Source organism: uncultured Lactobacillus sp. (genome assembly GCF_945290125.1).
GTDB classification, from domain to species: domain Bacteria; phylum Bacillota; class Bacilli; order Lactobacillales; family Lactobacillaceae; genus Lactobacillus; species Lactobacillus rizhaonensis.
This window is the reverse complement of record NZ_CALYQV010000052.1, coordinates 1-13,019: the sequence shown is the minus strand read 5'-3', so window position 1 is coordinate 13,019 and position 13,019 is coordinate 1. Positions and strand designations below refer to the sequence as shown.

Annotated in this window: 7 protein-coding genes and 1 pseudogene; 6 read left to right on the top strand and 2 right to left on the bottom strand. The window is 38.2% G+C overall.

What is annotated here, in order from left to right:
- Positions 1 to 339 precede the first annotated feature (339 nt).
- From Q0K80_RS08240 to rpoC, 3 genes are all read left to right on the top strand, one after another.
- Positions 340 to 2,835 carry an ATP-dependent Clp protease ATP-binding subunit gene (locus Q0K80_RS08240; protein WP_294605327.1) on the top strand — a complete coding sequence of 832 codons (2,496 nt, stop codon included), beginning with the start codon at positions 340 to 342 and terminating at the stop codon, positions 2,833 to 2,835.
- A gap of 210 nt (positions 2,836 to 3,045) precedes the next feature.
- Positions 3,046 to 6,684: a DNA-directed RNA polymerase subunit beta gene (locus tag Q0K80_RS08235; protein WP_294605325.1), complete on the top strand. Its 3,639-nt coding sequence runs from the start codon at positions 3,046 to 3,048 to the stop codon at positions 6,682 to 6,684.
- Positions 6,685 to 6,700: 16 nt separating this feature from the next.
- Positions 6,701 to 10,360, top strand: coding sequence for a DNA-directed RNA polymerase subunit beta' (gene rpoC, locus Q0K80_RS08230; RefSeq protein WP_294605323.1), 3,660 nt, complete (start codon positions 6,701 to 6,703; stop codon positions 10,358 to 10,360).
- Between the two features lie 70 nt (positions 10,361 to 10,430).
- On the opposite strand, the gene Q0K80_RS08225 is transcribed toward rpoC, so the two are convergent.
- Complete coding sequence (locus tag Q0K80_RS08225; RefSeq protein WP_294605321.1) at positions 10,431 to 10,799, bottom strand: DUF3021 family protein; 369 nt, start codon at positions 10,797 to 10,799, stop codon at positions 10,431 to 10,433.
- Between the two features lie 198 nt (positions 10,800 to 10,997).
- On the opposite strand from Q0K80_RS08225, the gene Q0K80_RS08220 reads away from it, so the two are divergent.
- A complete protein-coding gene (locus Q0K80_RS08220) occupies positions 10,998 to 11,513 on the top strand; it encodes an ECF transporter S component (protein ID WP_294605320.1) in 516 nt (171 codons plus the stop codon).
- Positions 11,514 to 11,579: 66 nt separating this feature from the next.
- On the opposite strand, the gene Q0K80_RS08215 is transcribed toward Q0K80_RS08220, so the two are convergent.
- Complete coding sequence (locus Q0K80_RS08215) at positions 11,580 to 12,269, bottom strand: A24 family peptidase (RefSeq protein WP_294605318.1); 690 nt, start codon at positions 12,267 to 12,269, stop codon at positions 11,580 to 11,582.
- 184 nt (positions 12,270 to 12,453) lie between these two features.
- Between Q0K80_RS08215 and rpsL the strand changes: the two genes are divergently transcribed.
- The gene (gene rpsL / locus Q0K80_RS08210) at positions 12,454 to 12,861 is read left to right on the top strand and encodes a 30S ribosomal protein S12 (RefSeq protein ID WP_046325359.1); all 408 of its coding nucleotides are present in this window, start codon (positions 12,454 to 12,456) and stop codon (positions 12,859 to 12,861) included.
- 14 nt (positions 12,862 to 12,875) lie between these two features.
- A pseudogene (locus tag Q0K80_RS08205) lies at positions 12,876 to 13,019 on the top strand (30S ribosomal protein S7); the annotation flags it as partial.

Below are 13,019 nucleotides of genomic sequence, written 5' to 3'. Positions count from 1 at the left end.
GAGCGCTACGTTCGGGACGTAGAGGTCGCAGGTTCGAATCCTGTTTTCCCGATAATATGTAGTTACATTCTCATGCTGGTAATTTATTTTTACTAGTATGAGAATTTTTAGTTTTCTATAGTTATAACAGACCACTTGTATTCTTACACAGGTATTATGTTGAAAAAATTATTTCTAATTTAAATAATAAGGGAGGATTGGGTCGCACGAACTGCATCTCTTTGGTATAATAGTTGCAAAGTTTTTTGACATTAATAGTTCTATTGCAAACAGAATATTTTACAAATTGTCAAAAAGGTTTATAGTGTATACACGTCATTTTTTAAAGGTGGTGCAATGATGAAAAAATCTTATACAACCAGTGCAAATCAAGTATTAGAAATTGCACGTGAACAAGCACAGAATTTTCATCATCGTTTAATTGGTACTGAACATGTACTGCTTGCGATGGTAATTGAATCTGATGGTGAAGCCGGCAAAAATTTGCGGGCTTGGGGTGCAACACCGAAAGCGATTCGTGAAGAAATTGAACGTTATACAGGTTATGGTTCAGCTGGTAAAACCAGTTACATGCAAATGTCACCGCGTCTCAGCATGGTTTTGGCATATGCTGGCACTTTGGCTGAACGAGAAGGTTCTGCCAAAATTAAAACTTGCCATATTTTATTAGGAATGGTGCTCAATGAACAGATATTGGCATCCGTAATTTTGCGTAATTTAAACATTGATCTTGACGGTTTGCGTAATGACATCCTGCACAGTTTAGGTGAAGATGAACAAGATATGGATGAAAATGATCAAGATGATAATAGCTGGTCAAGCTTTAATGGTTCCGAAGAAAGTACTAGTAGAAATTCAAGCACACCAACTCTTGATCAGGTTTCAGTCAACCTCAACGAGAGAGCTGAAAATGGTGAGATCGATCCAGTCATAGGGCGTGACCGTGAAGTAGCACGAGTGGTTGAAATTTTATCTCGACGTAGTAAGAATAATCCTGTGTTGATTGGTGAACCAGGTGTAGGTAAGACGGCAGTGGCAGAAGCTATTGCGAGCGCCATTGTTGCAAAAAAAGTACCACACGATTTATTAAAGAAGCAAGTGGTATCACTTGATTTAGGAGGCCTTGTTGCTGGTACAAAATATCGTGGTGAATTTGAAGACCGGATGAAGAAAATCATCAAGGAAATTACTGAGAATGGCAATATTATTCTCTTTGTTGATGAAATGCACACTCTCATTGGAGCTGGTGGCGCTGAAGGCTCAATTGATGCTGCGAACATTTTAAAGCCATCTTTAGCTCGAGGCGATATCCAAATGATTGGAGCAACAACTTTTGATGAGTATCAAAAGTATGTCGAAAAAGACCAGGCTTTAGCTCGTCGTTTCCAAATCGTGAGGTTAAATGAACCTTCTCGTGATGAAACTTTGGCAATTTTGAATGGCTTAAAACCAAAATACGAAAAATTTCATCATGTAAAAATATCTAACTCTGCTTTAGAAAATGCAATTGATCTTTCTAGCCGTTATATTTCTGACCGGTATTTACCAGATAAGGCAATTGATTTAATTGATGAGGCAAGTGCTGCAGTTAAAATTAAGTCAGGTAAGGGTTCTAACAATCAGTTATTACAACTTAATGATCAAATTGAGAAGATCATTGGCGAAAAGAATCATGCTGCAGTTAACCAAAATTTTGCCAAAGCTGCTCAATTGCAGGAGAGACAAAATAGTCTGCAAAGAAGACAAGATGAATTAACAACAAAGCTTGATGAATCAACTAGTAAAAGTGCTATAGTTCAGCCTGAAGACGTTGCTAAGGTAGTTTCTAATTGGACCGGTGTTCCTGTTACCCAAATGAATCGGGATGAAACTAAGCAACTAGCCAATTTGGAAAAGGACTTACATAAGCGCATCATTGGTCAGGACAAAGCAGTTTCTGCTGTCAGCAGGGCGGTAAGGCGCAGCCGCAGCGGTATTAAAGATGAAAATCGGCCAATTGGCTCATTCTTATTCTTAGGTCCGACTGGAGTCGGTAAAACTGAGTTGGCAAAAGCAATTGCTGCAGCAATTTTTGGCTCTGAGAACAATCTGATTAGAATTGATATGTCTGAATATATGGATCAAATAGCCAATAGTAAATTGATTGGTTCTGCTCCAGGCTATGTTGGCTATGATGAGGGTGGCCAGCTAACTGAACAGGTTCGCCGTCATCCATATTCAGTAGTATTATTGGATGAAGTTGAAAAAGCTCACCCTGATGTATTCAACTTGTTGCTGCAGGTTCTGGAAGACGGCTTTTTAACCGATTCCAAGGGCCGTAAAGTAGACTTTAAAAATACTATTGTTATTATGACTTCCAATTTAGGTTCCCGTTCATTATTTGAAACGCAGGCTTTAGGATTTAATGCTGATAACACTAGTCAAACCAAGCTGCGTCAAGATCGCGTTCGGCAAGCACTTAAAGAGTTCTTCAGACCTGAATTCTTAAATAGGATTGATGAAACTATTATTTTTGATGAGCTTAATCAAAAGCAATTACGTCAAATTGTTACGCTTTTAACTCGTAAATTGATTGACCGCTTGCATAAACAAGGGGTTCAACTGAAAATTTCTACAGCTGCTTTAGATAAAATTGCAAAAGATGGTTATAATCCTGAAATGGGGGCAAGACCACTGCGCCGCGCAATTCAGAAGGATATTGAAGATAAAATTGCTTCAATGCTGATTAAAGGTGACCTCAAGAATGGTGACATTCTTAAAGTTGGGTGCAGTCACAATCACTTAAAATTTGATGTTTTAAAACCAAAAGATAATAATTTAGTCGGCGCAAAGTGAATTAATTGACACACCAATTTTATTTTGATATAGTAATGTGTGATTAAAAAGCTGATTTTCAGGATTTTGCTGATCTATTGTCCAGCAAAATAATAAAAGACAAAAACGACAAAGGTTGTTTTTGTCTTTTTTATGCATAAAATTCCGGCTTTTTGAAATTGTAATCAAAATGTAATATTAGCTTTCTCTGACAGAAAGGGTGTTTTCTCCTTGTTAAACGGACACGTAGTGAATTTTGGCAAACATCGGACAAGGCGCAGTTTTTCCCGCATTAAAGAAGTGCTGGATCTGCCTAACTTGACAGATGTGCAAACCGAATCATACCAATGGTTTTTGGATGAGGGTATTAAAGACGTTTTTGATGATATTATGCCAATTAGTGACTTTTCAGGTAAGCTTTCCCTGGAATATTTAGGCTATAAACTGCAAAAACCAAAATATACCGTTGATGAAGCACGTGATCATGATGCAACTTATGCTGCACCAATGCACGTTACTTTAAAACTGACTAATCAAAAAACCGGTGAAATTAAAACTCAAGATGTTTTCTTTGGCGATCTACCATTAATGACTGAGTCTGGCTCATTTATTATTAATGGTGCTGAAAGGGTCATCGTTTCTCAATTAGTTAGATCACCAAGTGTTTATTATTCTGGTGATTATGACAAGAATGGTCGGCAAATCTTTGGTACTACTGTGATACCAAACCGTGGTGCCTGGCTTGAGTATGAAACTGATGCTAAGAATGTTTCCTATGTTCGTGTTGATCGTACTCGTAAATTGCCACTAACTGTTTTAATCAGGGCACTGGGAATTAGTTCAGATGACGAAATTTTAGATGTTTTTGGTCAAAGTGATACATTGCAATTTACTTTGGATAAAGACGTCCATAAGAATCCGGCTGATTCCCGTGTAGCTGAAGCATTAAAGGATATTTATGAGCGCTTACGTCCTGGTGAGCCAAAAACGACTGATTCTTCACGTTCACTTCTTTATGCACGTTTCTTTGACCCACGTCGCTATGATTTAGCGCCTGTTGGTCGTTATAAAGTTAACAAGAAATTATCATTAAAGAGCCGTTTATATGGTCAGACTTTAGCAGAAACTTTGGCAGATCCGGATACAGGCGAGATTATTGCTAAAAAGGGTACAGTTGTGACCCATGAAGTAATGGATACTCTGGAAAAGTATCTTGATCGCGATGACTTTAAGATGGTTACTTATCAACCATCCAAAGAGGGCGTTTTACCTGATCCAATTAATGTCCAGGAGATAAAAATTTACTCCAAGGTAAATCCTGAACGTGTTGTTAAATTGATTTCTAATGGTCATATTGACAAAAAAGTTAAGTATTTAACTCCAGCTGATGTGGTTGCTTCCATTAATTATTTCTTCTTACTACAAGATGAAATTGGCAATACTGATGATATTGATCACTTAGGTAACCGTCGTATTCGTCGTGTTGGTGAATTGTTGCAAAACCAGTTTAGAATTGGTTTAGCAAGGATGGAACGTGTTGTTAGAGAAAGAATGTCAATTCAAGACCCTTCAACTGTTACACCGCAGCAATTAATTAATATCAGACCAATTGTGGCAAGCATTAAAGAGTTCTTTGGCTCATCACAATTGTCACAGTTTATGGACCAGCATAACCCGCTTGGTGAATTAACCCATAAGCGTCGTATGTCTGCTTTGGGGCCTGGTGGTTTAACACGTGATCGTGCTGGATACGAGGTGCGGGATGTTCACTATACACAATACGGTCGTTTGTGCCCAATTGAGACTCCTGAAGGTCCTAACATTGGTTTGATTAACTCTCTTGCTACATACGCAGTTATTAATAAATATGGCTTTATCGAAACGCCATATCGTCGGGTTTCCTGGACCACACACAAGGTAACTAATAAAATTGATTACCTCACTGCTGACGTTGAAGATAACTACATTATCGCTGGTGCCAATACTCCACTAAATCCGGATGGTTCATTTAAAGATGATCTTGTTTTAGCACGTCATAAGGAAGATAACGTCGAAGTTAGTCCAGATAAAATTGACTACATGGATGTTATTCCTAAACAAGTTGTTTCTGTTGCTTCAGCATGTATTCCGTTTTTGGAAAATGATGACTCTAACCGTGCATTAATGGGCGCTAACCAGCAAAGACAAGCTGCACCTTTAATTAATCCTCATAGTTGCCTTGTTGGTACAGGGATGGAATATCGTGCGGCACATGATTCCGGTGCAGCTGTTTTGGCTAAAGCTGCTGGTACAGTTGAATATGTCGATGCCAACACTATTAGAGTAAGGCGCGATGACAGTACACTGGATAAATACACTCTGGAAAAATATCGTCGTTCAAACAATTCGAAATCATACAATCAGACTCCTAACGTTAAATTAGGCGACAAAGTTGTAAAAGGTGAAGTAATTGCCAATGGACCAACAATGGATCATGGCGAATTGGCTTTGGGTCAAAATCCAGTTATCGCTTTTATGACTTGGAACATGTATAACTACGAAGATGCCATCATGCTTTCTGAGCGTCTGGTAAAAGATGATGTTTATACTTCAATCAGTATAGAAAATTATGAATCAGAAGCTCGTGACACTAAACTTGGCCCTGAAGAGATTACACGTGAATTGCCTAACGTTGGTGAGGATGCACTTAAAGATCTCGATGGTCAAGGTATTGTCCGTGTAGGTGCTGAAGTTCATGACGGAGACATTTTGGTAGGAAAAGTTACACCTAAGGGTGTTACTGAACTATCGGCTGAAGAAAGACTGCTGCATGCCATTTTTGGTGAAAAAGCTCGTGAAGTACGTGATACCTCATTACGTGTTCCTCACGGTGGTGGCGGTATTGTCCGTGATGTTAAAGTTTATACCAGAGAAAATGGTGATGAACTATCTCCTGGTGTCAATACTTTAGTCCGTGTTTATATTGCGCAAAAGAGAAAGATTCAAGTCGGCGATAAAATGTCTGGTCGTCATGGTAACAAAGGTACTGTTGCCGCAGTTGTACCAGAAGAAGATATGCCATATTTACCAGATGGTACTCCAGTTGATATTTGCTTGAACCCAATGGGTGTTCCTTCACGTATGAATATTGGTCAGCTTTTGGAATTACACCTTGGCCGTGCTGCAGATAACTTGGGTATTCATGTTGCTACACCAGTATTTGATGGAGCAAATGAAGATGATGTTTGGGATACTGTTCATAAGGCCGGTATTGATAAAGATGGTAAAACTGTTCTTTATGATGGCCGTACTGGTGAGCCTTTCCACAACCGAGTTTCTGTCGGTATCATGCACTATCTGAAATTGACCCACATGGTTGATGATAAGATTCATGCACGTTCAATTGGGCCTTACTCATTAGTAACGCAACAACCTCTTGGTGGTAAAGCACAGTTTGGTGGTCAGCGTTTTGGTGAAATGGAAGTTTGGGCACTGGAAGCATACGGTGCAGCATATACTTTGCAGGAAATTTTGACTTATAAATCAGATGATGTTGTTGGCCGTGTCAAAGCTTATGAAGCTATTGTTAAGGGTGAAAGAATTCCAAAACCAGGTGTTCCTGAATCATTCCGTGTCCTAGTTAAAGAATTGCAATCATTAGGATTGGATATTTGCGTTCTTGACATGAATCATAAAGAAATCGAATTGCGTGATATGGATGATGATTCAAATGAACATTTGAACATTGATACTCTTTCAAAGATGGCTGAAGAGCAACAAAAGAAGAAGTTGGCCGCAGAAACTGCAGATTCTGAAGATAATGAAGAAGCTGCAGAGGAATTGGATACCCCTGTAGATCAGTCTGACGATGATAATAAGATTTCTCAATAAGTAGGAGGTTAAACTTTTGATCGACGTAAATAAATTTGAAAGCATGCAAATTGGCCTTGCATCTCCGAATAAAATTCGCAGCTGGTCATACGGTGAAGTTAAAAAGCCAGAAACTATTAATTACCGTACTTTAAAGCCGGAAAAAGATGGTTTGTTTGATGAACGAATTTTCGGACCGACTAAGGACTGGTCATGTGCATGTGGTAAATATAAAGGTGTGAGATACCGCGGGATCGTCTGTGACCGCTGTGGCGTTGAAGTTACCTCCTCTAAAGTTAGAAGAGAACGGATGGGTCATATTGAATTGGCCGCACCAGTTACTCATATTTGGTATTTTAAAGGCATTCCATCAAGAATGGGACTCATTTTGGATATTTCTCCGAGACTCCTTGAAGAAGTTATCTATTTTGCGGCTTACATTGTAATTGATCCTGGTGATACCGATCTTGAATTTAAACAACTTTTAACAGAGGCAGAATACCGGGAACAGAAACAAAAATATGGTAATCGCTTTACGGCAAAAATGGGTGCCGAAGCAATCCGTGATTTGTTGCGTAAAGTTGATTTAAAAAAGGAAGTTACCGATTTAAAGAAAGAATTGGAAACTGCTACTGGTCAAAAACGTACACGTGCTATCAGAAGACTTGATATTTTGGATGCGTTTAAAGATTCTGGTAATAAACCTGAGTGGATGGTTATAGATGCTGTTCCAGTTATACCACCAGATTTAAGGCCAATGGTCCAACTTGAAGGTGGACGTTTTGCGACTTCTGACCTAAATGATTTATACAGAAGAGTAATTAACCGTAACAATCGGTTAAAGAGACTGTTAGATCTAAATGCACCTAATATTATTGTCCAAAACGAAAAACGGATGCTGCAAGAAGCGGTAGATGCTTTAATTGATAACGGCCGTCGTGGTCGTTCTGTAGTAGGACCAGGTAACCGTCCACTGAAGTCTTTATCGCATATGCTTAAAGGTAAGCAGGGACGTTTTCGTCAGAACTTGCTTGGTAAGCGTGTTGACTATTCTGGTCGTTCCGTTATCGATGTTTCACCAAAATTGAAGTTTTATCAATGTGGTGTTCCGCGTCCGATGGCTTTGGAATTGTTTAAACCGTTTGTCATGCATGAGCTTGTTAAACGTAAGATTGCAACAAATATCAAGAGCGCTAAGCGGAAAATTGATCGTGAAGACGATGATGTCTGGGATGTACTTGAGGATGTTATTAAGGAAAGAACGGTATTGCTAAACCGTGCTCCTACTTTACACCGTTTAAGTATTCAAGCCTTCGAGCCTGTTTTGGTACCTGGAAAGTCAATCCGTCTGCACCCACTTGCTTGTGAGGCTTACAACGCTGACTTTGATGGTGACCAGATGGCGATTCACGTGCCTCTGTCAGATGAGGCTGTTGCTGAATCAAGAATGTTAATGTTGGCTGCTCATCATATTCTTGCTCCTAAGGATGGTAAACCAATTGTTACTCCATCACAGGATATAGTTTTGGGTAACTACTGGTTGACTCAGGCTGAAAAGGGTCGTGAAGGTGAAGGATTGATTTTCAATTCACCTGATGAAGCGACAGTTGCTTACACCAACGGAGACATTCATTATCACACTATTATCGGTATGTCTGCTGATTCAATGCCGAAGAAAGCATGGCCTAAAGGTTATGAACATGGCATTTTTGTTACTACATACGGTAGAATCATTTTTAATCAAATTTTCCCAGAAGACTATTTCTACGTTAACGAACCAACTGAAGAAAACTTGAATAATCCTCTTGCTTCCAAGTACTTCTTGGAGCCTGGCGAAGATATTCATGAGAAAATTGATAGCGTGGCAAATGACTTGATTTCTACTCCATTTAAGAAGTCCTTCTTGTCTGATTCTATTGCTACAATTTACAAGTATTACAAGGTTCAAAGAACTTCAGAATATCTTGATGATTTGAAGACTTTAGGCTATACCAGTTCAACTACTTCTGGTATTACAATTGGTATGACCGACGTTCCGGAAATTCAGGATAAAGATGAAAAAGTTGCAAAAGCCCACAAACAAGTTGATGTGGTGTCTAAGCAGTTTAGGCGTGGTTTAATCACCGAGCAGGAACGTCACGATCGTGTAATTAGCATTTGGAATGATTGTAAGGATCAAGTCCAAGATGAAATTGCTCAGATTTATGATCCGCGTAATCCTATTACCATCATGGCTGACTCTGGTGCGCGTGGTAATATTTCAAACTTTACCCAGCTTGCTGGTATGCGTGGCTTAATGGCTACTCCAAACGGTGGATTGTTCGAAATTCCAGTTACTTCAAACTTTAAGGAAGGCTTGTCAGTTCTAGAACTGTTCATGTCAACTCACGGTGCACGTAAGGGTATGACGGATACTGCTTTAAAGACTGCACAATCTGGTTATTTAACTCGTAGGTTAGTCGATGTTGCTCAAGACGTTATCATTCGTGAAGATGATTGTGGTACCGATCGCGGTATTGATGTTCACGCAATCATGGAAGGTGACGAATTAATTGAGCCGCTTTACGATCGTTTATTAGGACGTTTTACTGCCGAAACGGTTAAAGATCCTAGAACCGGCGCGACAATTATCGGTTGTAACGTCATGATGGATGAAAATTTGGCCCATCAAATTTGCGATGCAGGTGTAACTAACGTAAAGATTAGATCAATCTTAACTTGTGATACGCCACACGGTGTCTGTCGCAAGTGTTATGGTATGAACTTAGCTACAGGTGAAGAAGTTGAAGTTGGTGAAGCAGTTGGTACTGTTGCCGCCCAATCAATTGGTGAACCTGGTACACAGCTGACTTTGCGTACTTTCCACAATGGTGGTGTTGCCGGGGCTGAAGATATTACTCAGGGTCTTCCTCGTGTACAAGAGTTGTTTGAAGCTCGTAACCCTAAGGGTCGTGCGATAATTTCTGAAGTTGATGGTGTAGTTGATTCAATCCAGGAAAATCCTGCTGAACACACTCGTGAAATCACTGTTAAAGGTAAAATCGATACCAGAAGTTACAGTGTTCCTTATACTGCATCAGTAGCAGTTGCCGAGGGCGATGAAGTTCAACGTGGTGATAAGTTAACTCTTGGTTCAATTGATCCGAAAGAGTTGATTCAAGTTACCGATACTTTAACTACTGAAGAGTACATTCTGGTTGAAGTCCAAAAAGCATATAGAATGCAGGGTGTTGATATTTCTGACAAGCACGTCGAAGTATTAACCAGACAGATGTTACAAAAAGTTCGCGTGCTTGATCCTGGTGAAACCGACTTATTGCCGGGCGAGATTATGGATATTGGTCAATTTAAAGATCGCAACAGATCTGTAATTATTTCTGGTGGTATACCTGCAACTGCCCAAAGTGTAATTCTGGGTATTACCAAAGCTGCCCTTGAAACTAACAGTTTCTTATCAGCTGCTTCATTCCAAGAAACAACTCGTGTCCTAACAGATGCTTCTATTCGCGGCAAGAATGATCCATTACTTGGATTAAAGGAAAATGTTATTATCGGTAAGATCATACCAGCTGGTACTGGTCTTCCAATTTATCGTGATATGGAACCTGAGTCAGATGTAAAAAAGCCTAAATCTGTTTACTCAATCGCAGATATTGAGAAGAAGATGAAGGAAGCCGATCAGGCTAGAGAATCATAAACTCATTTAATCAAAAAACTGTTCCGTTAGAAATTCCTAACGGAGCAGTTTTTTTGTTTGTTCAAATTCATTACTTCAAAATTTTGCCAAATAAAATATATGACACGGTCCATAAAACAATGCCAACTACTTGAAAGAGTGCAAATATTTTTGCTAAGTCTATTATTGTTTTATTAGGGAACCAGTTGCTAAGTACAAGACAAGGATATACGGTTATTAGCATTATTAAAAAATGAATAAGAGATTGTTTAGTTAATGACCAACCTTTAACGTCATAAATAACAGAGGTGGCTGCCACTGCCGTTATTATTAATCCGGTAAGAAAAGTCGATTGAACGCTATAATTGTCAATGTGCTGTAATTTCATAATCCCGGAAAGTATACTCATAATAGCAAAAGGTATACCTCCGCGGATTATTGCAGATAAAATATAGTGCATGTTTTTTTTCTCAATTAATTTAGAATTATAAAAATAATTTTAGCATAGGTTAAATCATAAAAGAAGACACGAGTTATATCTAAATGATTTTTAAAGTTAAATTCCAGCGAAAAAATTTATAATTTGTAATTTTATGAATAATTAGTGATAATTTTATTAAATAATGTTATAATCAAAAAAGTCACAAGGGAGATGTTAATGGTGAAAGAAGACAATTTTTCTTTAAAACGATTGGTATTATTAGCGTTACTAACTGCAATTAACGTAGTTGTTAGTCGTATTTTCATAATTCCTATGCCTTTGACTCACGGTAATATCAATTTATGTGATGCAATTATTTATTTAGTAGCATTATTATATGGGCCAGTTGCCGGCGGTATAGTTGGCGGACTTTCAGGATTTTTACTTGATCTTCTGGGTGGGTACAGACAGTTTATGCTATTTTCCCTTGTTGTCCACAGTTTAGAAGGTTTCTTTGTAGGATTAGTCTTTAGATACTGGAACTTAGGAAATCAAATAGTTAAGGGAGCTGTTGCCGGAGTTATAGGAGTATTTTTGATGGTTGCCGGGTATTTTGTAACTAACACAGTCCTTTATACTTGGGCTGCAGGCTTTGCCAGTCTTTTTACCAATACCATTCAAGGGGTTGCTGGTGTGGTCATAGCCATTGTTTTGTTGCCAAGCTTTCAACATTTAATGGCAAGATACGGTTAGCATATATCAGAAAAATATTTTAGATTATTAAAGTACTGCATTCTCAATTGTGGGGATGCAGCTTTTTTAGTTGCTCAAAAGCTGTATAATTAATCCAATATAAATGAATGGAATAAATGCTACAGGTTCTTTTTTGCTTACCTCATCCCCAATAAAAAAGCTGAGTAAAATAATTGAGGCAGTTAAAAAAGTTAAATTGGCAAATTTAGGGTCAAAACAAAAAGTTAAGACAAGATAGATTATTAAATCTCCTTTGCCAATTTTATTTTTTATTGTTTCATAAAGAAAAAGTAAAAAAATGGGACAAAACTCCACTAAATCTGTGATATTGATTTGATGGAAAGTTTTAATTATACGCAAAGCTGAAATAAAAAGGGTAGGAATAACGAACGCAATATCGAACTCTTTTGACTGATAGTCACTAATAGCAGCTAGAAGTATGTTAAACAAGACAATTGCTGTGATTGCATCATGAGGATTACTAAAATCGATCTTAAGAAAAGCAGCTCCTCCTAAAAATTCTGTGACAAAATATTCAGCAGGAATCTGAATTTTGCAATAACGACACCGACCTTTGAGTAATAAATAAGAAATCAATGGTATCTCATCAAATATGTTCAGTTGCTGATTGCAGTTAGTGCATTTTGAACGGCTAAAAATAAAGTCTTCTTTTCCAACTCTTTCGACAATAACGCAGGCATGAGAAGCTAGACAACTTCCAATTAAAAAATTACTAATTTCAAAAATCCAATCCATTTTATTACCTCACTAGAACTAAATACGAAAAAACTGGTATGAATTTTTTATCTAATAAAAATAATTTGCATTTTTAATTCAAGCGAGTACAATAGTCATTGTGTATTTTGAAGATTTATCTGGGACCAAAAAAAGAAACTCCTGGATGTGTGAACAAAATAATATTTTTTAGGAGGAAAATTTAATGCCAACCATTAACCAATTGGTAAGAAAAGGCCGTCACACTAAGACGACTAAATCAAAGTCACCTGCTTTAAGCTATGGCTACAACAGTATGAAGAAAGAACTAGTAGCTAACCCAGCACCTCAAATGCGTGGTGTAGCTACTCGTGTCGGTACCATGACACCAAAGAAGCCAAACTCAGCTTTACGGAAATATGCTCGTGTTCGTCTTTCAAATTTAATCGAAGTAACTGCATACATTCCAGGTGAAGGCCATAATTTACAGGAGCACTCAGTTGTTTTAATTCGTGGTGGTCGTGTAAAGGACCTTCCTGGTGTTCGTTATCACATTATCCGCGGCGCGTTAGATACTGCGGGCGTTGATGGTAGAAAACAAGGCCGTTCCAAGTACGGTGCCAAGAAAGATTAAGGAGGAGTTAAATTATGCCTAGAAAAGGACATGTTGCTAAAAGAGATATTTTAGCGGATCCAGTATATAATTCAAAGCTCGTAACCAAGTTAATCAACCACTTAATGATTGATGGTAAGAGAGCTAAGGCATCTTCAATCCTTTATGATGCTTTTGAC